This window comes from Cupriavidus sp. Agwp_2, assembly GCF_040784895.1.
Lineage (GTDB): Bacteria > Pseudomonadota > Gammaproteobacteria > Burkholderiales > Burkholderiaceae > Cupriavidus.
The window spans coordinates 1,208,442-1,229,895 of sequence record NZ_CP088083.1; the positions used below are offsets into that span (position 1 = coordinate 1,208,442).

Sequence of the window (21,454 nt, forward strand, 5' to 3'; positions counted from 1 at the left end):
AATCGCTGGCGTCGACAAGAAGATGGCTCTCATCGTTCACAAATACGGCGGCACTTCGATGGGTTCCACGGAACGCATCAAGAATGTCGCCAAGCGCGTTGCCAAGTGGCACCGCGCCGGTCACCGCGTAGTCGTGGTGCCTTCGGCCATGTCGGGCGAAACCAATCGCCTGCTGGGACTCGCCAAGGAAATTTCGCCGCAGCCGAACCCGCGTGAACTGGACATGCTCGCCTCCACCGGCGAACAGGCCAGCGTTGCGCTGCTCGCCATCGCGCTGCATGGCGAGGACATCGATGCGGTCAGCTACACCGGCTGGCAAGTGCCGGTGAAGACCGACTCGTCTTACACCAAGGCGCGTATCGAGTCGATCGACGACGAGCGCATCCTCGGCGACCTCGACGCCGGCCGCGTGGTCGTGATCACCGGCTTCCAGGGCATCGACGACGACGGCAACATCACCACGCTGGGCCGTGGCGGCTCGGACACCTCGGCGGTGGCGATTGCCGCCGCGATCGAAGCCGACGAGTGCCTGATCTACACCGACGTCGACGGCGTGTACACGACCGACCCGCGCGTGGTGGAAGACGCCCGCCGCCTGGACCAGATCACCTTCGAGGAAATGCTCGAAATGGCCAGCCTCGGCTCCAAGGTGCTGCAGATCCGCTCCGTGGAGTTCGCCGGCAAGTACCGCGTGAAGACCCGCGTGCTGTCGTCGCTGACCGACCCGCTTATGCCGCTCGAGCAGGAAATGCACTCGGGCACGCTGATCACTTTTGAGGAAGAGTCTGAAATGGAAGCAGCCGTCATCTCCGGCATCGCCTTTGCCCGTGACGAGGCCAAGATCACCGTTCTCGGCGTGCCGGACAAGCCGGGCATCGCCTACCAGATCCTGGGCCCGATCGCCGACGCCAACATCGACGTCGACATGATCATCCAGAACCAGTCCGTTGACGGCAAGACCGACTTCACCTTCACCGTGCCGCGCGCCGATTACCAGCGTGCGCTGGCGATCCTGAACGACGGCGTGAAGACGCATATCGGCGCCGGCAGCGTGTCGGGCGACCCGAAGGTGTCGAAGGTGTCCGTGGTCGGCGTGGGCATGCGCTCGCACGTCGGCATCGCCAGCAAGATGTTCCGCACGCTGTCGGAAGAGGGCATCAACATCCAGATGATCTCCACCTCGGAAATCAAGATCTCGGTGCTGATCGACGAGAAGTACATGGAACTGGCCGTGCGCGCCCTGCACAAGGCCTTCGAACTGGAACAGGCGTAATCCGTTCGTAAGCATTTTCTGGCGACGCTGCAGATTTTGTGTTGAGTCATAGATTTTTTCATTGACCAACCTGCGTGGCGTCGCTAGAATACGCGCTTCGTTGTGTGGCTCCCTCACACAACGCAAGTTTGGGAGACGTGGCCGAGAGGTCGAAGGCACTCCCCTGCTAAGGGAGCATCTGGGCCAAAACCTGGATCGAGGGTTCGAATCCCTCCGTCTCCGCCAAGATCGTTGGTAAGACGCTGATTTTAAAGTGTTTTATCAGGCGGAACCTGCAGTACCCATGTTGCTACCCATGTGGTGATGTGGCGCAGTAAAAGCAAAAGGCCCTGTCCATCGCGGTGGACAGGGCCTTTGTCTTTCTAGGGCCTACAGCGCCGCAGCCTCCTGCCAGATCACGCTATAGGCGCCGATCTTCAGGCCGCCTGTTTCGGCGTCTACCTTCACGATGCTTGCCGGCGAGCGCGCCGCAAAGTCCTTCAGCGACTGCGTGAGGGTCCACGCCTGCGCGTCGTCCACGGTGATGATGCGATCATGCAGACTTCTGGCGGGCGCCAGCCGAATTTCCAGCGGCCTGGCAGCACCGTACTGCTTGGACCAGCTTTCGGCCGCAGGCTTCAGGCTCGGCTTAACGGTGCCGGCGTCAGAGAGGATGCGGACCTGCACGCCTTCAGGAGCCAGCACTGCGAAGTCCGTCAGCACCTTGGCGTCTGCATACGGATCGACAATCAGGACGGTTTGACGCGCTCCAGCCAGAACCTTTGATACGGCAGCAACGGCGGAAAACGACTCTCCTACGGGGATGAACGAGCCTTGCGCACTGGCCGGGGCGCGAATCTCGGCGCGCGCCAATGCCCGGTGCAAAAGCAACGCTATTTCTTGCGTTAGGCTAGGCCGCATCCCCTGAAAATGCAGCCGACCCGTGAGGTTCCTGAACGTAACGGAATCAGCTATATCCCCGGATGCTTCAATTAACGCTGCTGCACGGCCAAGCCATTGCAGTACGTCATTCGAATAGTGACCGACACGGGTCAAATCGGGCATGGTCGCTATGATCTGACCAATTTGCATGTAGAGGGACTCGGGTTCGATTTTCATGGCGGGAGTTTGCTACAGAATGACTGGTACTCTGCCATATGGCCACTGTCTTCGCCAGTTACATTGGGCGCAATAACGGCCCCTAAAAGGCATGGGGTTCCAGAGCGTCGGCGGCATCGTCAGCCATGGCGCGAGCTAGGTTCTGCAGCAGTGCGGCGCGGGCGTTGTCGGCGTGTTGTTGCGGGGTGGTGACACTTGTTTAAACGGCGCTGCGCTACTGGGCTTGGGTGGCCAGTTCGTCAGCACCAGCTGCGCGCAGTGCCGCAGCCGCCAGGGCCAGCGCATCCACGCGGCGTCGCTCTCGGTCCTGCTGCGTCACGATGGGGCCTAGCAGCCTGGCCACCGCCATATCCCAGGTTTCACGATCTTCCTTGGCCGCGCTCATCGCGCATCCATCGCCAGTTCGCTGGCCCGAAACGCCAGGTCATCGCGGCCGGCGCGCAGGAATGCCACCGTGACTTCCAGCATCAGTGCGGCGGCACGCTCCATCGCGGCGGCGCGCTCGGCTTCGGTTTCGTGCGGCGGCGTCAGGAACACCATTGCGCGCTCGGCGGCTTTCAGGACTTCAGGGTTGATCGTCTGCATAGTCGTCAGTCTCGTTGTGCAAGTCGGGGTCAGTTTCAGCGGCGGTCTTGAGTGCCTGGATCAGTTCGGCTCGCAGCGTCTGTTTGAAAATGGTTTCGTCGGTTTCCCCGAGTAATTGCAGCACGGCGCGCGCTGGCACCCCGAGTATGTTGGTCTGGATAATCTGATACTTGGCCGACTGCGCGTGCTCGAATTCGCTGACCAAGGCCACTTCGTCGCGCGCCTTCGCCAGTTCTAATTGCGCCATCTGCGCATCGGCGGTCAGCTTCGCCAGCCTGGCCTTGTTGATCTGCTCGCCAATGTCGCCGCCGGTCAGTTCGGCCACCAGCGCCGGCAGTGCATCGCCCAGGCGGTATCTGTTGCGACCGATTCGTTCCAGGGCACCGCGCTTGGCGAATTCACGAACCCAGCGCGGCGAAACACCAACCAGGGCGGCCAGGTCGGCGTCGCCCACTTCCAGGTCCAGCACGGCGCTCACAGGCGGACCCCTCGCGCCACCTGGCGGGCTTGCTCGATCAGTGGGCCGTCAGCGTCGATATGAACCGCGCCGGCTGCAGCGCGGTGTTTCCCGCGTCGCAGCTTACGGCGGCCCTTGTGCGGCTTGTCAGCAGCCTGGTTCGTGGCTGGTGCAGCGGCCTGGCTGGCCTTGCGAGCGTGAAACAGTTTCAGGATTGTTTGCAGCATGCGTCTTGTTCCAGTCAGGGGAGGTTGGCAGACTATTTCCGGCCGTCTGCCAGGGCGAAGAAAAACCGGGATTTCATCCCGTGGCTCCCGGCGGGCCACGCCACATTTCACCCAACGGCGGAAGTGGGCCGCCGTCTCGCCTTTGTACCCCCGCGAGCCAGGGGAGAAAACTTAGGTGTGTCGCTGTTCCAGCGCGCGCCGCATCAGTGCGGCGGCTGTTGCGCTCAAGCTGGCACGCAAACCGGTTTGTTGCTGGACTCGGCGCTGCTCGGCCCTCAGGGCTTCCACCAGCTTGGCGTCCGCTAGGAAAGTCACGCGGTGATCTTGTTTCGGTGCTTGCATGAGTTGTCCTTAGAGTTTGGGCAGCGGCCGCCAGTCGGCCCACCGCTCGCCGTGCTCGGCAATCTCAGCGGCTTTCGCAGACTCGCGCAGCGCGATGCGGGCACGGTCCAGCAGGTACTGCGCGGCGCGCTTGGCCTGCTCGTCGTTCAGGTCGGGGAATGCCGCCAGGATCGTCGCCACGGCGCGGTCATCGTTGAGCACGAAGCCACGGCGCTCAGGCAGCATCACGAAGGCGCGCGCGCCATCGTCGCTCTTGAAACGCGGCACGATGTGGGCGGCGTCGATGGCCGCCAGCACATCGGCCGGCGGCTCTGAGGTGAGCGGCTTAGGCCGCTTCACCAGGCGTTCAAACCAGGTGCTGGCCATGATTAGGCTGCCTTCCAGAATGCAGTCGCGTCGGGCACCAGTGGCAGCATGTTGGCGAACACGGTCAATTCTAGATTGCCGGCCAGGCTGGTGCGCTTGGCGTGCACCGCGATTTCCGGGTGAATGGCCACGCCGGCGCGCGCGAATGATCCGATAACCGTTTCCGCGATGGTCGGCGTCAGTTCGCCCAGCACACCAGCGGCGCGCAGGGTGCCTTCCTGGCCAATCGCTGCGCCGGTGGCAGCGGTGCCGATCAGGGCGCGCAGTTCCGCGAATTCCAGGCCGTGCGCAGCTGCAGCGCCAAGCGTGAAGGTCGGCGCTGCAGCCAGGGCGGTAACGATGGCAGACAGCAGCGCCTTGTCAGCGGCGCGAGCCAGGCCCAGGACGATGGCATGCGCCACGGCGGCTTCCACGTCATAGCCGCTGTCCTTGCGCTGACGGCGGGTGATGGCCGTGCTGAACGCGATGTTGGGCGCGTCGCCCCAGGTGATGGCGGCGGACTTCACCGGCAGCGCGCTGGTGGTCGCGTTCGCGCCATCGGCCACGGTGCCAAAGGCCGCCGGGTCAACGATCACCAGTGCGCCGGCGTCGCGGTACAGCGCCAGTTCGTTGACCACCGGCGCGGGGCGCTCGGCAGCGACGATGACGTGGGCGCCGGCCTTGGCCACCAGGCTGTTGGCGATGACCGATGCCGAAACGCTGGTGGTCTTGGCGGCAGGCTCGCCAGCCGGCGCACTGGTCACGATGCCGTCTGCATTCAGCAGCGAAGGCAGCGACAGTTCGCGCAGGTCGAAGAACTGGGACAATGCAGCGGGCTTGCTGGTGACCGCGTGCGGCATGTCCATGCCAGCGGCGATGTGCTGCACGGCGGCTTGCTCGGTGCGGGCGCGGGCGAGCAGGGCGGAAAGGGAGAATTGGTGCATGAGGTCGTTTACCGGGTTGAAGAACTTATGGCCCGAGTTTGAATGACCTTCGCAATCACTTCCTCTTGTGGTTTTTCCGTTCATTGCAGTGCCAATGAATTGGCACTGGAAGCGAAAAAGGATGCTTCGCAGAACTCGATAGCTGCGGGAGCACTGCCCCCGCCCGCCGTACTGGCCTTAGGAGGACCCCGAGGCTCTTTTTGGCCGCCGCCGCCTTAGCAGCCCGCCCGCTTGCGGCCCTCAGTGGTCAGGCTGTACCTGCTCCTGCTATCTCTGGCCACCAGCCCAGCACGCGCCATCCTGGCAACCCTGCGGATGACTGTAGGGCGCGGCATGCCCACATAGGCCCGCAGAGTTTCATTGCATAATGGTGCTTCCCCCTAGTGAGGCGTCTATACCTATCATCGTGTACTGAATATGGCTCAACTTACCGCAGAACAAATCACTTTTCTGAAGTCACAACATATTTCGTTGTCTATGGTCTTCGACGCAACGGGATTGTCAGCGCCGGAGCGAAAGGCTTCAATGACGGCATTGGAAGTGCCGTTTTACTATGGTGGCGCAGAGTGTGCAGCGGGCGGACATAGCCTCCGCACCAAAGCCGGGCATTGCATTCAATGTGACACGGCAAAAATTGCCTATCAATTACGCAATTCTGCGCAGGGGTATGTGTATTTAGCTCATTCTAAGAGCACAGGGTACATTAAGGTGGGTTATTCACGTAGCCACCCGCAGGATAGAGGTCATTTTCTACGCAACGAAGCCTACGGCGGGGTTAAAGATTGGGATATAAAGAAAATTCAGCATCTCGATAAAGAGGCTGGACGAAAGGAATTTCTCATTCACGCAAGATTGGAAAGATACAGAAAATCGATCTCTTATCAGAAAGGCGCATCCTTAGTAGAGTGTCGTGAGATATTTTTATGTGATCTCGATCATGCGCTGAGCGTGTTTGTCGAAGTGTTGTCGGCGTAGTGGGCGTACGCATGGCGACTATGGGCTGGCCTGTTGCAGGTGTTCCCACTGTTCCCTCAGTTCCCATGTTCCTGCTGTTTTCCTATATTTACCCCCGTTCTCTGTAACAGCCCCTGTTACAGCATCTACCTAACTCTTACTGGTAGGTGGGAACAGTGGGAACGTAGGAACAACCCAGAATTCACAAGGGTTTGCGGTGTTCCCACCAATTCGACTAGATGGGAACAACAGCGCGCAGGCAGGAACAAAAAGCCCCGCCGCAGCGGGGTCATGTTCAGAACGGCGCTGAATCGTCGTCGTCCACATCGCGCACCCAGGCCCAAAAGGTACGTGAAGCACGGCGGACTTTCTTGCGTTGGAAACCGAGTGAAGCGAGCGCACGTGCGACGCGCATCTGCTCAGCCTTGCCCTGGCGGGCCAGTTCCACACCAATGCCGGCCAGCACGTCAGAAACGAGAACTTCGCTATGGCCGATGCACCATTCGGCAATTGCCGGCTCCCATGCGTCAGTTTCGCGTCGCGCATCGGTTTCCGCCTTCGCGGCTTCGGCCGGCACTTCCCACCACGTCGCGCCGTCCTTGAATCGCTCAACGGCTTCCGCGAACAGTTGCACGCGATTGCACTGCAGCCAGTCGTGGTCAATGCTTGCGACGGTCAGCGGCCAAAAGCGCCGTGCGCCTGTTGCATCGCGCAGATATTCGTGTTCGTTGGTCGTGCCAGCGAATGCTACGCGACGTGGCAGGTCAACGGCGCGCTTTGCGTAGGGCAGTCGGCACCGGTCCTGCTGCGATGACAGGACTTGCTTGATGCGCGTCACGTCAGCACGCCGGAAGGCGTCCAGTTCGGCAATCTCGATCAGCCACTTTCCCTGGATCACCACGAAAAAGTCTTTCGTGTCCAGGCTCTCCGTCAGTTCGGCGTAGTAGCTACCGCCTAGGATTGCCAGCAGGCGCGATTTCCCCGCACCTTGCGCGCCTTCAAACACCGGCATGGTGTCCGCCTTGCAACCAGGCACCAGTCCACGCGCAACCATCGACAGGACGAAGTTTCGGCCGATGGCGTTGTGGTATTCGTCAGCAGGCGCGCCAACTGCGCGCTGCAGCCAGTCGTCCAGGCGCTGCGTACCATCCCAGCGTAGCGACTGCAGCCAGTCGCGCAGTTCGTCGCGTTGGTCGGCGTGCGCCACGGCGATGGCCGCCTTATCCACGATTTCATCACCGAACTTCACCAGGCCGAATTCGCGCTGGAACACGGTTGCGACGCGCAGGCGGTCAGCATCCACCCACTGGCGCGGCTGGTCGCAGTCCCACGTGGTCATGATCTCCTGGTGGAACGTGTCGTACCAGATGCGACCAGCGAAGCGCGGATGCCCCTGCAGGACGGCGATGGCGTTGTCCAGGTTCGGATAAGGTTCCTGGCGCGTGTTGGCGGCCAGCGTGATGCCGTGACGCGCCATTAGTTCGATGGCGTTCCAACCGCAGGTTGGACGCGGCGCGTCGTCGTTCACAGGCACGGGCATGGCTTGCACGGCGCGCGTAGCCCGCGCCACAGCTTCGCGCACCGCATCCGCCCCACGCTCCAGGTGCAGGTCGTTCACGTCCGCGCCGTTTGTCATGTCAGCAGGCAGCGTCACGTATTCGCAACCCTGGCGTATTGCAGCGGCGCGTGCGTCGCCTTCCTTGCCTCGGTCTGCGACGATTACAGGCACTGCACCTGCCGCTTTGATCGTTGCTGCGGCTTTTTCAATGTTCGCAGCGCCAAACGAGACAACAGCAGCGTGGCCGGTGACCTCGTGAAGGCTCCAGGCGTGGCCGATGCCCTCCACGATGTACGCGGGCGTGTCATGCTGTAGCGTGCCAACGGTGAACGTTCCGGCCATCGGGCAACCGAAGGCGTTCAGTTTTTCGCCGCCGCTCGGGCCGATGAACTGAATGGAAACCATTTTTCCGTCAGCGCCCAGCACCGGCACCATCAGCCAGCCTTCCAGACTGCGGCCTTTGAACGCCGCCCAGCCCTGCAGGGGCCATGACACCAGGCGCAGCCCATCAGGCGTGCCATGCTTCCTGGTGATGTAGCCATGAGCGGCGGTTGCCGTCTGCCCACGGTCCCACCATTCGCGCAGCGGAGCGGCACGTTTCGCGTCCCGTTCCTGCTTGCGATCGTTCGCAGGGTCAGCCCAACCGGCTTGGCGCGCCAGGTGAAACAGGGTGCCGGCATTCACGCCGCCGTCCTGTTTAAACGATTTCCAGGCGTCGCTGGTGTCACCTTGGCCACCGTAGTTGCCAGCAGTCGCGCTCCAATCGTTGAAGTCCTCAAACGCCAGACTAGCAGCCTTTGCCGCGCAGCCGATGCGGACCCATTCACGACGATTCACGCCAGCGTCCAGCGCCCACAGCGCATCGCGGGCGCGGTCAATGTCGATTGCGGGTGCATTCATACCCGCGCCCCGCAACCATGCATAACGTCCGTTACGATGCGCCAGCAATCCAGCATTGAAAGCCGCAGTCTGCGCGGACCATTGGTCGCGTGGGCGCGCATCAGTCGGCAGCAATCCCATGCCAAGGTCGGGCCGCCGTAGCAGTGCGGCTCGCTAAAAAACGATTTCGCAGCATGCCAAGCGGAAGCGTGGCGCTCCGCCAACGTTTCCCCAGTTGCGCACTTGCTGAAGTAATGCAACGAACTACAATTGGTGTTGCACGCAGAGTTTTTGTTTTGAAGGAGGTTCGGCATTCGTCGGGCCTCCTTTTTTATTGCACACGCGATGCCGCGATGCGGCAATTGATCCAGGTTTGGATCTCGGAAGCGAGCCAGCCGGCGGCTTTCGGCCCCAGCTTGATTTGCTTGGGGAAGGTGCCCTGCTTCATGTGCAGGTAGATGGTGGGTTTGGCCAGGCCGGTAATCTCCATGACCTGCTTGATGCGAAGAATGCGGTTCGCCGTTTCCATGCCGGTATCACCTAGATAAAAGTAGACGGTGATACGCATTCTTTAGAACAAATCAGGTCATTTCCTCTTGTGGTTTTTCCACGCTGTTTCGCAAACCGTTTAAACGTTCATTGAACGTCATTCTGCTTCACTTTGCATCACGGAGATTCACGAAATTCCGTTTAAGAAATCATCGCAGTGGATAAAAAAACCCCGCACATGGCGGGGTGTATTTCACGCTGCTATGGCTTCCGGCTCGGCCGGCTGCTCTGTTTCTATGTACCTGGCCCAGTCGTCCATCAGGGCGCGCCGCTTGTCGAATAGGGTCCCGCGCTGATAAGCGGCCTCGGCCTTGTCCTTCAACTGGTGCGCCAGCGCGTGTTCGATGACTTCCCGCGCGTGGTGCGTCTGCTCGCCGGCCCAGTCGCGGAACGTGCTGCGGAAGCCGTGCACCGTCAGGTCGGTGCGGCCCATACCCTTCAGCAGCTTCAGCATGGCCATGTTGGACAAGCCCTTTTCCCCTGACCAGCCAGGGAACACGAATTCGCAACCGTCGCGCTTGTCACGCGCGTCCTGCATTTCCTTCAGGATTTCAACGGCTCGCAGCGACAGCGGAATGCGGTGTTCTTTCCCTGCCTTCATCCGGCCGGCCGGCACGGTCCACACCTTGTTGGTCAGGTCGATTTCCTTATCCCACTGGGCGCCAATGACTTCGCCGGTACGGGCGGCGGTCAGGATCGTGAATTCCAGCGCGCGAGGGGCAACGCCTGGCTGCTCCCGCAGTTCCTGCAAAAAGGCGTTGATGGCGCGATAGGGCAGGGCTTCGTGGTGCTTTTCCTTTTGGACGGCGCTGGGCTTCGGTAGGAGGGTGTCCAAATGGTTTCGCCACGCTGCCGGGTTGTCGCCCTGGCGCAGCTTCCGGGTGGTGGCCCAGGCAAGGATTCGCTCGATTCGGCCGCGCACGCGGGACGCGGTTTCGTTCTTCGTGGTCCAAATCGGTTCCAGGATGCGGACGATGTGCGGCGTGTCGATGTGTGCTACGTCCAGACTACCAATGATCGGGGACGCGTAGGTTTTCAGCGTGGCGTCCCACTGGTCCGCGTGCTTCGGGTTCTTCCAGCCGTCCTTGTGGGCGGCGATGTACTTTTCCGCGCATTGGTCGAACGTCATACGGCTGGCGGCATTGGCCTTCGCTGCCAAACGCTCGGCCTTGGGGTCATCGCCTCGCCCCAAGGTGGCGCGAAGCTCGGCCGCTTTCTCGCGCGCCACCTTCAGGCTGACGTTCAGGTACGAACCCAAGCCAAGGTCATGGGTTCGGCCCTGGCGCGAGTACCTGAACACCCACGATTTCGTTCCGGTTTGGCTAACCTGCAGCCAAAGACCGCCACCGTCGCCGTAGTAGCCTGGCTGTTTCTGTTCCCGCACTGCGCGGTCTGAAAGTTTGTTGATCCCTCGCGCCATCACGTTCTCCGCCTAACCAGTCTACCCATGTTTCTACCCATGTTTTGGGCGTAGATTCTATTATCACAAGCTAGACCGAATTAGACAAGAAAATCAGGATAAACAAAGGTTTGCGTGATGCAGCGTGAAGTTGCGTGAAGCTCCGTGAAGGCGGAGACAGACTCCGTCTCCGCCAGCAATGGCGGCGAACCCCGGAAGATCGCGGTCTTCCGGGGTTTTGTTTTTTGTGGCGCCGGTTTTTGCAGCGCCACTCTTTGTGGTCCGCTGCAACGACCAGCCGCTGCCGTCATGCACCGCTACGTGCAATTTTCCCGATACGCCTGCTCCAGCTCCTTGCGCGACTTGTCGCGCTCGATCTTGGGGATCGTGCGACCCTGCGCGGTCTGCGTAGCGGCGCCGGACGACTGGTACGTGCGCTTCTTGGACGTGGCGTTGTACTGCTCTTTCAGCGACTCGCACTTGTCGCGCGTTATCTGGTCGGGGTCGAGGGTGGGTGTCGACGGCGCGCGGTAGGGATTGCTGCCTTCCTGCACCGCTTCCGAGATGGCGCCCGCGGCGCCCGTTGGCGGGGATTGCTGGGCCTGGGCTGCCGAGACGCTGCCCAGGGCCAGCAATCCGGTCACCAGCCATCTTGTCGATATTGGCATTTTTGTCCCTCCTCGATCGCTGGGCAGCCAGCCGGCTTCCATGACAACCATCATATGTGCCGTGCCCGGAATTACCAGAACCCAATGGCGCCGGCATCGACGGACCGGGCCTGCGTGTCAGGGAGGGGCAGGGGAGGGCCATGGCACGCTGCCAGGCCGCGATTTGCGTTCTGGCCTTGCCTGCCATAAACCTAGGTCAGGGACGCGCTTAAAGTGCCTCCAGGACTTCAGGGGACGTCAATGAGTGTGCTGATGCTTTCGAACGTCGACATGGAAACCACCGACGACGAGATCCGCGAGTTCCTTATCCGCTACGGCTTCCCGGCGTTCGACGAGATCGAGCGGCTGCCGGGAGATGGATCTCGCCCGGCGGTCGCGGTGCATTTCAATGCGGTGGAGGGTGCCGCGCTGCGGATGCTGCAGCCGCGCATCAATCATTTGTTCTGGAAGAAGCGCCAGGTTGATGCGATGGTGCTCAACGAGCGCTTCGAATAGGCGGGGTGGGCAGGAAGGGCGCCTGCGGGCGGGATGTCCCGCAGGCTGCAGGCTGGGCCTGCCGGGTGCCGGTACTTAGCCGACGAAGGCCTTTTCCAGCACGAAATGGCCGGGCTCGCTCATATTGCCTTCCTCGAAGCCACGCTCTTCCAGCATGACGCGGATTTCCTTGAGCATATCGGGGCTGCCGCACAGCATCAGGCGGTCGTTCTCGGTCGAGAACGGGGGCAAGCCCAGGCGCTCGAACATCTCGCCCGACTCGATCAGCTCGGTAATGCGGCCGCGCGTGTGGAAGTCTTCGCGGGTGACCGTGGGGAAGTAGACCAGCTTCTCGCGCACCATCTCGCCCAGGTACTCGTGCTCAGGCAGGTGCTCGTTCAGCAACTGCTGGTAGGCCAGTTCCTCGACAAAGCGGCAGGTGTGGGTCAGCACGATCTTGTCGTAGCGCGCATACACCTCGGGATCGCGGATGATCGACAGGAACGGGGCCAGGCCGGTGCCGGTGGCAAGCAGCCACAGGGTCTTGCCGGGCAGCAGGTTTTCAACCAGCAGAGTGCCGGTGGGCTTCTTGCCGACAAAAATCTGGTCGCCTTCGCGCAAGTGCTGCAGGCGCGACGTCAGCGGGCCATCCGGCACCTTGATGCTGAAAAATTCCAGGGTTTCTTCATAGTTGGCGCTGGCGATGCTGTACGCACGCAGCAGCGGGCGGCCGTTGACTTCCAGGCCGACCATGGCGAACTGGCCGTTTTCGAAGCGGAAACCCGGGTCGCGCGTGCAGGTGAAGCTGAACAGCGTGTCGGTCCAGTGGTGAACGGAGAGGATGGATTGCTGGTAGAGATTGCTCATCGGAGAAAGCGCGAAGGCCCGCGGGCAAGCCGCCGGGAAGGAGGGTGACCGGACATGTGCGCCTGTCGGCGGTTACCGGCAAGGCGGCGGATCACGGGAACGCAATGATCCACTTCGTCGCGTATTGTAAAACGGTAGCGCCGGGCGTGCCCGGACCGCGATGACGGAACCCCGCGCGGGATAGGGTTATGCGCAGCGATGAAATGCGAAATTTCATTTCTGAAATTCGCATGCGCGGGTTTGCGTGGCGAAACCTTGCCGAATCAACGGAATCCGCGTTGGCCCGCTTTTTGCGCTCCGAGACGCGCCGCACGTCAAAGCCATCGTGCCGGCACAGCCGCCGTGACCCGACGATCGCATTGCGTTGCAGGGCAGGCCCCTTGGTCTTGAACAGGATTGCACCGCGATGTACTACGGAACCAACGCAGCCGGCGCGGATGGCTGCGCGCCTGGCGCAGACGCCAGCCAGCCACATGCCGGCCACCACCACGAAGATCGTTGCGGCGGCAAGCCGGCGCAACCGCGCATTAACTGGGCCTGGGCGAGCGTGACCAGGCATGACGACTGGATGGATTCACACACCCCGTTTGCGCAGTTCGCGCATCTCGACTAGCCGCCGGCCACGGCCCCTGCCGTGGCGCTGTCCCTTCGACTCACCCGAGCCGCCGTGCCGCCAGCGCGGCGTCTCAGTTGCCTTGTGCGTGCCATGAACTACGCTCCCATCAAATCGCTGCTGATTGCCAACCGTTCCGAGATCTCGATCCGCGTGATGCGCGCCGCGGCCGAGATGAATATCCGGACCGTGGCGATCTATTCCAAAGAAGACCGCCTAGCGCTGCATCGCTTCAAGGCCGACGAAAGCTACCTCGTCGGCGAGGGCAAGAAGCCGCTGGCGGCTTATCTGGATATCGAAGACATCCTGCGCATCGCGCGCCAGGCAAAGGTCGATGCGATCCACCCGGGCTACGGCTTCCTGTCGGAGAACCCGGACTTCGCACAGGCCGTGATCGACGCGGGCATCCGCTGGGTCGGCCCGTCGCCCGAGGTCATGCGCAAGCTCGGCAACAAGGTGGCCGCGCGCAACGCGGCGATCGAGGCGGGCGTGCCCGTCATGCCGGCCACCGATCCGCTGCCGCACGACCTGGAAGCCTGCAAGCGGCTGGCCGCGGGCATTGGCTATCCGCTGATGCTCAAGGCCAGCTGGGGCGGCGGCGGGCGCGGCATGCGCATCCTGGAAAGCGAGCAGGACCTGGAAGGCTCGCTGGCGGCGGCGCGGCGCGAGGCGCTGGCCGCGTTCGGCAACGACGAGGTCTATGTCGAGAAGCTGGTGCGCAACGCGCGGCACGTCGAAGTGCAGGCGCTCGGCGACACGCATGGCAACCTGGTGCACCTGTACGAGCGCGACTGTACCGTGCAGCGCCGCAACCAGAAGGTGGTGGAGCGCGCGCCCGCGCCTTACCTCGACGAGGCCGGCCGTGCCGAGCTGTGCGAAGCGGCGATGCGGCTGATGCGCGCGGTCGGCTATACCCACGCCGGCACGGTTGAGTTCCTGATGGATGCCGATTCCGGCCAGTTCTACTTCATCGAAGTCAATCCGCGCATCCAGGTCGAGCATACGGTCACCGAGATGGTCACCGGAGTCGATATCGTCAAGGCGCAGATCCGGATCACGGAAGGCGGCCATATCGGCATGACCGAGAACACGCGCAATGAGAACGGCGACATCGTCGTGCGCGCCGCGGGCGTGCCGGTCCAGCAGGATATCCACCTGAACGGCCACGCGTTGCAGTGCCGGATCACGACCGAGGACCCCGAGAACGGCTTCCTGCCGGACTACGGCCGCCTCACCGCGTATCGCAGCGCCGCGGGCTTCGGCGTGCGGCTGGACGCCGGCACTGCCTACGGCGGCGCGGTGATCACGCCGTACTACGACTCGCTGCTGGTCAAGGTCACCACCTGGGCGCCGACCGCGCCCGAGTCCATCCGGCGCATGGACCGCGCGCTGCGCGAGTTCCGCATCCGCGGCGTGGCCTCCAACCTGCAGTTCCTCGAGAACGTGATCAACCATCCCGCGTTTCGCGCCGGCGATGTCACCACGCGCTTTATCGACAAGACGCCGGAACTGCTGGAATTCACCAAGCGCCTGGACCGCGCCACCAAGCTGCTGCGCTACCTGGGCGAGATCAGCGTCAACGGCCACACGGAAATGTCCGGCCGCACGCTGCCCCCGTTGCCGTTGCCCCGGCCGGTGCTGCCTGCGGTCGACAACAGCGGGGCGCTGCCCTACGGCACGCGCGACCGGCTGCGCGAACTCGGCGCGGAAAAATTCTCGCGCTGGATGCTCGAGCAGAAGCAGGTGCTGCTGACCGACACCACCATGCGCGACGCGCACCAGTCGCTGTTCGCCACGCGCATGCGCACTGCCGACATGCTGCCGATCGCGCCGTTCTATGCGCGCGAACTGTCGCAGCTGTTCTCGCTGGAGTGCTGGGGCGGCGCGACCTTCGACGTGGCGCTGCGCTTCCTCAAGGAAGACCCGTGGCAGCGCCTTGAGCAATTGCGCGAGCGCGTGCCGAACGTTCTGTTCCAGATGCTGCTGCGCGGCTCCAATGCGGTGGGCTACACCAACTATGCGGACAACGTGGTGCGCTTCTTCGTGCGCCAGGCCGCCAGCGCCGGCGTGGATGTGTTCCGCGTATTCGATTCGCTCAACTGGGTGCGCAATATGCGCGTGGCGATCGATGCCGTGGGCGAAAGCGGCGCGCTGTGCGAAGGCGCGATCTGCTATACCGGCGACCTGTTCGACAAGTCGCGCGCCAAGTACGACCTGAAGTACTACGTCGCCATCGCGCGCGAACTGCAGCAGGCCGGCGTGCATGTACTCGGCATCAAGGACATGGCGGGCATCTGCCGTCCGCAGGCGGCGGCCGCGCTGGTCAAGGCGCTCAAGGAAGAGACCGGGCTGCCGGTGCATTTCCATACGCACGACACCAGCGGCATCTCGGCCGCGTCGGCGCTGGCCGCGATCGAGGCCGGCTGCGATGCGGTGGACGGCGCGCTCGATGCGATGAGCGGGCTGACCTCGCAGCCCAACCTGTCGAGCATCGCCGCGGCGCTGGCCGGCAGCGAGCGCGATCCGGGCCTGAGCCTGGAACGGCTGCATGAAGCCTCGATGTACTGGGAAGGGGTGCGCCGCTACTACGCGCCATTCGAATCCGAGATCCGCGCCGGCACCGCAGACGTGTACCGCCACGAGATGCCCGGCGGCCAGTACACCAACCTGCGCGAGCAGGCGCGCTCGCTTGGCATCGAGCATCGCTGGACCGAGGTGTCGCAGGCGTACGCCGAGGTCAACCAGGTGTTCGGCGATATCGTCAAAGTGACGCCGACCTCCAAGGTGGTAGGCGACATGGCGCTGATGATGGTGGCCAACGACATGAGCGCCGCGGACGTGTGCGACCCGGCCAAGGAAATCGCGTTCCCGGAATCGGTGGTGTCGCTGTTCAAGGGCGAACTTGGCTTCCCGCCCGATGGCTTCCCCGCGGAACTGTCGCGCAAGGTGCTGCGCGGCGAACCCCCCGCACCGTACCGGCCCGGCGACCAGATTCCGCCGGTCGACCTCGATGCCGCGCGCGCTGCTGCGGAAGCGGCTTGCGAGCAGCCGCTGGACGACCGCCAGCTGGCGTCGTACCTGATGTACCCGAAGCAGGCCGTGGATTACCACGCGCACGTGCGCAATTACAGCGACACCTCGGTGGTGCCGACGCCGGCCTTCCTGTACGGCCTGCAGCCGCAGGAAGAAGTGGCCATCGACATCGCCGCGGGCAAGACGCTGCTGGTTTCGCTGCAGGGCACGCACCCCGATGCCGAGGAAGGCCGCATCAAGGTCCAGTTCGAGCTGAACGGGCAATCGCGCACGGCATTGGTCGAGCAACGCATTGCCACGCAAGCGGGATCCGCGCGCCAGAGCCGTCCGGTGGCCGAGCCCGACAACCCGCTGCATATCGCGGCGCCGATGCCGGGCTCGATCGTGACCGTGGCGGTGCAGCCGGGGCAGCGCGTGGCCGCGGGCACGACGCTGCTGGCGCTGGAGGCGATGAAGATGGAAACCCATATCGCCGCCGACCGCGACTGCGAGATCGCGGTGGTGCATGTGAAGCAGGGCGACCGGGTGGCGGCGAAGGACCTGCTGATCGAGCTGAAGCCGTCGGAGTGAGGTGAAGGACGGGCGGCAACTGCGCGGGTTGCCGCCTTCGCTTCTGGCGCTCAGATCGCGCCGGCCGCATCTCCTGGTCCAGCCCGGCACGATTGGCGACGCGCAGGAGGTTTGAGTTGAAGCGCTCGTTCGCAAAGGGTGAGCTACGTTCCCAACCGCTTCCGAAGCGCGTCAGAAGAAAAAGCAGCGCAAGGTGGCAAGCTGGCAGTCTCGCCACCTTCCGGCGTCAGAAAATCTGCCGGATACCCACGGTGACGCCGACCATGCTCTTTTGTCCCGCCATCGTCGGATAGCGGAAGGCATAGGCGGTGGCGGCGCTGTCGAAGCTCAGCCCGCCGTTGCGGGCGTAGCCGGCCGACAGGTACACGTCGGTGCGCTTGCTGAAATTGTAGTCGGCGATAAAGCTGACCTGTTGCATGTTGGGCGGGTTGGTTTCGGCCGAGGTCGGGGTCGAGGCTACGCGGGCGCCTTTGACGTCCGCGTAGTAGTAGGCGAGCGACAGCCCCAGCGCCGGCGTGGCCTGGTAGTTGATGCCGGCCCACCAGTAGTCGTCACGCAGCAGGGTGTTGCCGTTGGCGAACTCGGCCTTGTTGTAGCGGTAGCCCAGCGTGAACTTGAACGGTCCGGTGTTGTACAGCGCCGCCGCGCCGAGCTTGGTCATGGTGCCGGGCTGGCCGGTTGTCGCGGCCGGGCGCCATACGTCGGCGGCGATCGACGCGCCGAAGCCGCTGCCGTTCAGGTACATCAGCGAGGCGCCGTAGGCGGTGTTGTCGCTGAAATGCCCCGGCACTTCGCCGGCGCCGCCGTTGGCCAGCAGGATGCTGGCATTCTGCACCGCCACGCCGGTGCCGAACGACCAGTGTGCCACTGCCTGCAGCGGGCCGAACTGGCCGGTGTACTTCACCATATTGTCTTCGCGGTAGTTCAGGCCCATCCACCAGATGCCCGGCTCGTAGGTGGCGGCGAAGCGCATCGGCGCGAAGTTGGCCATGCCTTCGAAAAACGAGGTGTACTGGCGGCCGAAGGTCAGCTTGCCGATGCCTTTGCTCTGCATCCCGATGAAGGACTGGCGGTTGAACAGCGGCGCGCTTTGCAGTTGGCCCGAGTCCCACTGGAAGCCGCTTTCCAGCACGAACAGCACCTGGTTGCCGGCGCCGAGGTCTTCCACGCCGCGCAGGCCCCAGCGCGAGGCGCTCAGACCGCCCACGCTGGGCATGCCGAAGCGTTTGCCGCCCTGGGTGGGCGTGGTGGCCGATGCCGCCACCCGGTTGACGTATTCGATCGATCCGTCGATGACCCCATACAGCGTCACGCCGGACTGTGCATTGGCGGCGCCAGACGCTACGCCAAGCACGGCCAGGGTGATAAGCGATTTCCTCATGCTAAGTCGTCTCCTGTCGGTTTTGTCGTTTCGGTACCCGGGTGCGATGCCCGGGCCAGCACCCATTAGACCTGTGTGCGTGCCGCCGTACCCCATCCCAAAAGGAGTGGTTCGGGGACTGTTGCAACGGGACACAAGCTGCTGGCAGGAGCGGTTTCCCATTGAGATGAATCGATGTGACTGAACGCGGTATCAGTCGTTGGACTGCACCGGCCAAAAGAAACAGGGCCCCGCAAGCGGGGCCCTGTCGGGCACAGCAAAACCGTCTGCTTACTGCACGTTGCCCGCGACCGCGATCACCTGGCCGGTGATGTAGTTCGAATCGGGCGAGCAGAACAGGTACACGCCGCCTGCCGCTTCCTCCGGCGTGCCGCCGCGGCCGAGCGGGTTGCGCTGGGCGTGAGACTTGAGCATTTCCGGGTTCAGGCCCACGCGGATCTCGCGGCCTTCGATGTTCACCGTGGCGCCGGCATGCGCGTCGGCCGAGGTCATGCGGGTGTGGATCAGGCCGAAGGCCACCGCGTTCACGTTGACGTTGAAGCGGCCCCATTCGCGCGCCATGGCGCGGGTCATGCCGATCACGCCGGCCTTGGCGCCGGAGTAGTTGATCTGGCCGGCGTTGCCGTTCAGGCCGGACGTCGACGAGATATTGACGATCTTGCGGTACACCTCTCGGCCGGCTTCCTTGTCGGCTGCCGACAGCGCCTTGATATGCGGGTAGGCGGCGCGCAGGATGCGGAACGGCGCGGTCATGTGGCAGTCCAGGATGGCGTACCACTGCTCGTCGCTCATCTTCTGCACCACATCGTCCCAGGTGAAGCCGGCGTTGTTGACGATGATGTCGATGCTCTTGAAGTTGCTCATCGCCGTGTTGATGAAGCGGTCGGCGAAATCCGGCGCGGTCACGTTGCCCACGCATGCCACCGCTTCCACGCCCATCGCCTTCAGTTCTTCCACCGTCTGCTGCGCGGGTTCGGCGTCGAGGTCATTGATGACCAGGCGCGCGCCTTCGCGCGCCAGGCGCTTGGCGATTGCATTGCCGATGCCGCGGCCCGAACCGGTGACCAGTGCCACCTTGCCTTCAAGTGCTCCCATTGCTGACTCCTTTGTGCTCGATTGGATTTACAGGGCGACGACGGCGTCGCCGAGGATCTTGGTTTCGCCGTACTGGTTGGCGGTCTGGATTTCCAGCTTGATGCGCTGCTCTTTGCCATTCGGGCCGTGCACTTCCAGCTTTTCGACCACGCGGCCGCTGCAGGTGATGCGATGGCCCAGGTGCGTGATGCCGACAAAGCGCACGCCGAACTGGCGCAGCTGGCGCTGGTCGACCCACTGCGTCAGCAGGCGGCCGAGGTATGCCATCGACAGCATGCCGTGCGCAAACACATCCGGCATGCCGGCCTTGCGTGCGTAGTCGGTATCGATATGGATGGCGTTGTGGTCGTTCGACGCGCCGGCGAACAGCGCCAGCGTGGTGCGGTTGATTGGTTCCAGCGTCAGCGGCGGCAGGGTGTCGCCCACCTTGACCTGGTCGAAGCTCAGTTTGCTCATGTGGGGTCTCCCGTTCAGCCGTTGCGTTGCACCAGTACGCTGCGCAGGTCGGCCACGTGCTCGCCATCCTGGTTGGTCACGCGCGTGATGCGTTCGACAAAGTCCAGCGCGCCGCCTTTCTTGTCGTAGATGTCGGAGATGGTGGTCTTGAAGTGCAGCGTGTCGCCGGCATAAGCCATGCGGTGATAGGTGAAGGACTGCTCGCCGTGCAGGATGCGCTCGACCTTGATGCCAAGCTCGTCGCGCCAGCCGCTGGGCGGGTTGACCAGCTCAAGCGAGAACAGGAAGGTCGGCGGCAGCGGCAGGCCGGGGTGGCCGGCGTCGCGCGCCGCGGCTTCATCGATATAGACCGGATCGGTCTGGCCGGTGGCCTTGGCGAAGAAGCGCAACTGGCTGGCCGGCGCGGACGTGCGGAAATCCGCGACGACCTTGCCGATGTGCTTTTTGTCGATCATGAGAAGTCTCCTTGGATGCGCGCGCTCAGGCGTGCTTCTGGTACAGGGTCACCACGCAGGCGCCGCCCAGGCCCAGGTTGTGCGTCAGCGCCAGGCGCGCGCCTTCCACCTGGCGCTTGCCGGCCGTGCCGCGCAGCTGCTGGACCATCTCGAAGCACTGCGCCAGCCCGGTGGCACCCAGCGGATGGCCCTTGGACAGCAGGCCGCCCGACGGATTGACCACCCACTTGCCGCCATAGGTGTTGTCGCCGTTGTTGACCAGCTTCTCGGCGCCGCCTTCCTCGCACAGGCCAAGGCCTTCATAGGTCAGCAGCTCGTTCTGCGCGAAGCAGTCGTGTAGTTCGATCACGTCGATATCCTGCGGGCCGACGCCGGCCTGCTCGTACACCAGCTGCGAGCCTTCGCGCGTCATGTCGAAGCCGACCACACGGATCATGTCGCGCGCGTCGTAGGTGCTGGGGCGGTCGGTAGTCAGGGACTGGCCGGCGATCAGCACATCGGTCTTCAGTCCCTTCCTGCGCGCGAATTCCTCCGACACCACGATCGCGGCCGCCGCGCCGCAGGTCGGCGGGCACGCCATCAGGCGCGTCAGCACGCCTTCCCACAGTGCCGGCGCGGCCAGCACATCTTCGGGAGTCATGACGTTGCGGAACACGGCCAGCGGGTTGTTGGCGGCATGGCGGCTGGCCTTGGCGCGGATCTTGGCGAAGGTTTCCAGCCTGGTGCCGTACTTGTCCATATGCGCCTTGCCGGCCCCCGAGAACTGGCGGATGGCGTTGGGCAGGTCCTTGCGGTCGACCAGTTCGTCGACCAGGTCGAGCGCGCGCTCCAGCGCCGGGGCGCGGTCGTCCCAGCGCGACCTGAGCGCGCCGGGCTGCATGTACTCGAAGCCGACCGCCAGCGCGCAATCCACGGCACCGCTCTGCACGGCCTGGCGCGCCAGGAACAGCGCGGTCGAGCCGGTGGCGCAGTTGTTGTTGACGTTGACCACCGGGATGCCAGTCATGCCGACCTGGTACAGCGCCTTCTGGCCGCAGGTGGAGTCGCCGTAGACGTAGCCGGCGTAGGCCTGCTGCACGTCGTCGTAGCTCAGCCCGGCGTCTTCCAGCGCCTGGCGCACGGCCGTGGCGCCCATCACGTCATAGGTGTCGCTGCTGCCCGGCTTCTTGAACGGGATCATGCCGGCGCCGGCGACGAAAACCTTGCGAGTCATGTGTGTCCTCCGATGGATG

The 21,454-nt window shown here is 63.5% G+C and carries 23 protein-coding genes and 1 tRNA gene; 5 read left to right on the plus strand and 19 right to left on the minus strand.

Annotated features, from left to right (window positions below):
- Positions 1-22 precede the first annotated feature (22 nt).
- A complete protein-coding gene (locus tag LPA45_RS05645; protein ID WP_116317873.1) occupies positions 23-1,273 on the plus strand; it encodes an aspartate kinase in 1,251 nt (416 codons plus the stop codon).
- 131 nt (positions 1,274-1,404) lie between these two features.
- Positions 1,405-1,498: transfer RNA gene (locus LPA45_RS05650), tRNA-Ser, on the plus strand.
- A gap of 144 nt (positions 1,499-1,642) precedes the next feature.
- Here the strand turns inward: LPA45_RS05650 and LPA45_RS05655 are convergent.
- The 8 genes from LPA45_RS05655 to LPA45_RS05690 all read right to left on the minus strand — a co-directional run bounded on the left by LPA45_RS05655 (position 1,643) and on the right by LPA45_RS05690 (position 5,271).
- Positions 1,643-2,371 carry a hypothetical protein gene (locus LPA45_RS05655; RefSeq protein WP_367394975.1) on the minus strand — a complete coding sequence of 243 codons (729 nt, stop codon included), beginning with the start codon at positions 2,369-2,371 and terminating at the stop codon, positions 1,643-1,645.
- A gap of 214 nt (positions 2,372-2,585) precedes the next feature.
- Entirely contained in the window at positions 2,586-2,756 is a 171-nt protein-coding gene (locus LPA45_RS05660; protein ID WP_367394976.1) for a hypothetical protein, read from the minus strand.
- Positions 2,753-2,956 carry a hypothetical protein gene (locus LPA45_RS05665; protein ID WP_367394977.1) on the minus strand — a complete coding sequence of 68 codons (204 nt, stop codon included), beginning with the start codon at positions 2,954-2,956 and terminating at the stop codon, positions 2,753-2,755. The genes LPA45_RS05660 and LPA45_RS05665 overlap by 4 nt, the downstream gene beginning before the upstream one ends.
- Complete coding sequence (locus LPA45_RS05670; protein WP_367394978.1) at positions 2,937-3,434, minus strand: hypothetical protein; 498 nt, start codon at positions 3,432-3,434, stop codon at positions 2,937-2,939. Before LPA45_RS05670 ends, LPA45_RS05665 begins: the two co-directional genes overlap by 20 nt.
- Complete coding sequence (locus tag LPA45_RS05675; protein ID WP_367394979.1) at positions 3,431-3,640, minus strand: hypothetical protein; 210 nt, start codon at positions 3,638-3,640, stop codon at positions 3,431-3,433. The genes LPA45_RS05670 and LPA45_RS05675 overlap by 4 nt, the downstream gene beginning before the upstream one ends.
- A 171-nt stretch (positions 3,641-3,811) precedes the next feature.
- On the minus strand, positions 3,812-3,982 hold the full coding sequence (locus tag LPA45_RS05680; RefSeq protein WP_367394980.1) for a hypothetical protein: 171 nt from the start codon (positions 3,980-3,982) through the stop codon (positions 3,812-3,814).
- Between the two features lie 9 nt (positions 3,983-3,991).
- Positions 3,992-4,348, minus strand: a complete 357-nt coding sequence (locus LPA45_RS05685) for a hypothetical protein (protein ID WP_367394981.1) — start codon at positions 4,346-4,348, stop codon at positions 3,992-3,994.
- 2 nt (positions 4,349-4,350) lie between these two features.
- Positions 4,351-5,271: a hypothetical protein gene (locus tag LPA45_RS05690; protein ID WP_367394982.1), complete on the minus strand. Its 921-nt coding sequence runs from the start codon at positions 5,269-5,271 to the stop codon at positions 4,351-4,353.
- Between the two features lie 417 nt (positions 5,272-5,688).
- On the opposite strand from LPA45_RS05690, the gene LPA45_RS05695 reads away from it, so the two are divergent.
- On the plus strand, positions 5,689-6,246 hold the full coding sequence (locus tag LPA45_RS05695) for a GIY-YIG nuclease family protein (protein WP_367394983.1): 558 nt from the start codon (positions 5,689-5,691) through the stop codon (positions 6,244-6,246).
- 274 nt (positions 6,247-6,520) lie between these two features.
- Here the strand turns inward: LPA45_RS05695 and LPA45_RS05700 are convergent, their stop codons facing one another.
- The 4 genes from LPA45_RS05700 to LPA45_RS05715 all read right to left on the minus strand — a co-directional run bounded on the left by LPA45_RS05700 (position 6,521) and on the right by LPA45_RS05715 (position 11,278).
- Entirely contained in the window at positions 6,521-8,683 is a 2,163-nt protein-coding gene (locus LPA45_RS05700) for a VapE domain-containing protein (protein WP_367394984.1), read from the minus strand.
- A 310-nt stretch (positions 8,684-8,993) separates the two neighbouring features.
- Positions 8,994-9,191, minus strand: a complete 198-nt coding sequence (locus LPA45_RS05705) for a helix-turn-helix transcriptional regulator (protein WP_367394985.1) — start codon at positions 9,189-9,191, stop codon at positions 8,994-8,996.
- Positions 9,192-9,404: 213 nt separating this feature from the next.
- The gene (locus tag LPA45_RS05710) at positions 9,405-10,631 is read right to left on the minus strand and encodes a tyrosine-type recombinase/integrase (protein WP_367394986.1); all 1,227 of its coding nucleotides are present in this window, start codon (positions 10,629-10,631) and stop codon (positions 9,405-9,407) included.
- Between the two features lie 296 nt (positions 10,632-10,927).
- Positions 10,928-11,278, minus strand: coding sequence for a hypothetical protein (locus LPA45_RS05715; RefSeq protein WP_116317673.1), 351 nt, complete (start codon positions 11,276-11,278; stop codon positions 10,928-10,930).
- A gap of 240 nt (positions 11,279-11,518) precedes the next feature.
- Here LPA45_RS05715 and LPA45_RS05720 point away from each other — a divergent pair, with 240 nt between their 5' ends.
- Positions 11,519-11,773: an RNA-binding protein gene (locus tag LPA45_RS05720; protein WP_116317674.1), complete on the plus strand. Its 255-nt coding sequence runs from the start codon at positions 11,519-11,521 to the stop codon at positions 11,771-11,773.
- Between the two features lie 75 nt (positions 11,774-11,848).
- On the opposite strand, the gene LPA45_RS05725 is transcribed toward LPA45_RS05720, so the two are convergent.
- Together LPA45_RS05725 and LPA45_RS05730 are read right to left on the minus strand one after the other, a co-directional pair.
- The gene (locus LPA45_RS05725; protein ID WP_116317675.1) at positions 11,849-12,619 is read right to left on the minus strand and encodes a ferredoxin--NADP reductase; all 771 of its coding nucleotides are present in this window, start codon (positions 12,617-12,619) and stop codon (positions 11,849-11,851) included.
- A gap of 91 nt (positions 12,620-12,710) precedes the next feature.
- Positions 12,711-13,178: a hypothetical protein gene (locus LPA45_RS05730; protein ID WP_367394987.1), complete on the minus strand. Its 468-nt coding sequence runs from the start codon at positions 13,176-13,178 to the stop codon at positions 12,711-12,713.
- 147 nt (positions 13,179-13,325) lie between these two features.
- On the opposite strand from LPA45_RS05730, the gene LPA45_RS05735 reads away from it, so the two are divergent.
- A complete protein-coding gene (locus LPA45_RS05735) occupies positions 13,326-16,835 on the plus strand; it encodes a pyruvate carboxylase (protein WP_367394988.1) in 3,510 nt (1,169 codons plus the stop codon).
- Between the two features lie 226 nt (positions 16,836-17,061).
- Here LPA45_RS05735 and LPA45_RS05740 read toward each other — a convergent pair whose 3' ends face one another.
- The 5 genes from LPA45_RS05740 to LPA45_RS05760 form a co-directional block, all read right to left on the minus strand.
- Complete coding sequence (locus LPA45_RS05740) at positions 17,062-18,216, minus strand: porin (protein ID WP_317924576.1); 1,155 nt, start codon at positions 18,214-18,216, stop codon at positions 17,062-17,064.
- Between the two features lie 270 nt (positions 18,217-18,486).
- A complete protein-coding gene (locus LPA45_RS05745) occupies positions 18,487-19,311 on the minus strand; it encodes an SDR family NAD(P)-dependent oxidoreductase (RefSeq protein WP_116317679.1) in 825 nt (274 codons plus the stop codon).
- A gap of 27 nt (positions 19,312-19,338) precedes the next feature.
- Positions 19,339-19,767, minus strand: coding sequence for a MaoC family dehydratase (locus LPA45_RS05750; RefSeq protein WP_317924579.1), 429 nt, complete (start codon positions 19,765-19,767; stop codon positions 19,339-19,341).
- 14 nt (positions 19,768-19,781) lie between these two features.
- Positions 19,782-20,222, minus strand: coding sequence for a MaoC family dehydratase N-terminal domain-containing protein (locus tag LPA45_RS05755; RefSeq protein WP_116317681.1), 441 nt, complete (start codon positions 20,220-20,222; stop codon positions 19,782-19,784).
- A 25-nt stretch (positions 20,223-20,247) separates the two neighbouring features.
- A complete protein-coding gene (locus LPA45_RS05760; protein WP_317924581.1) occupies positions 20,248-21,435 on the minus strand; it encodes a lipid-transfer protein in 1,188 nt (395 codons plus the stop codon).
- Positions 21,436-21,454: the final 19 nt, after the last annotated feature.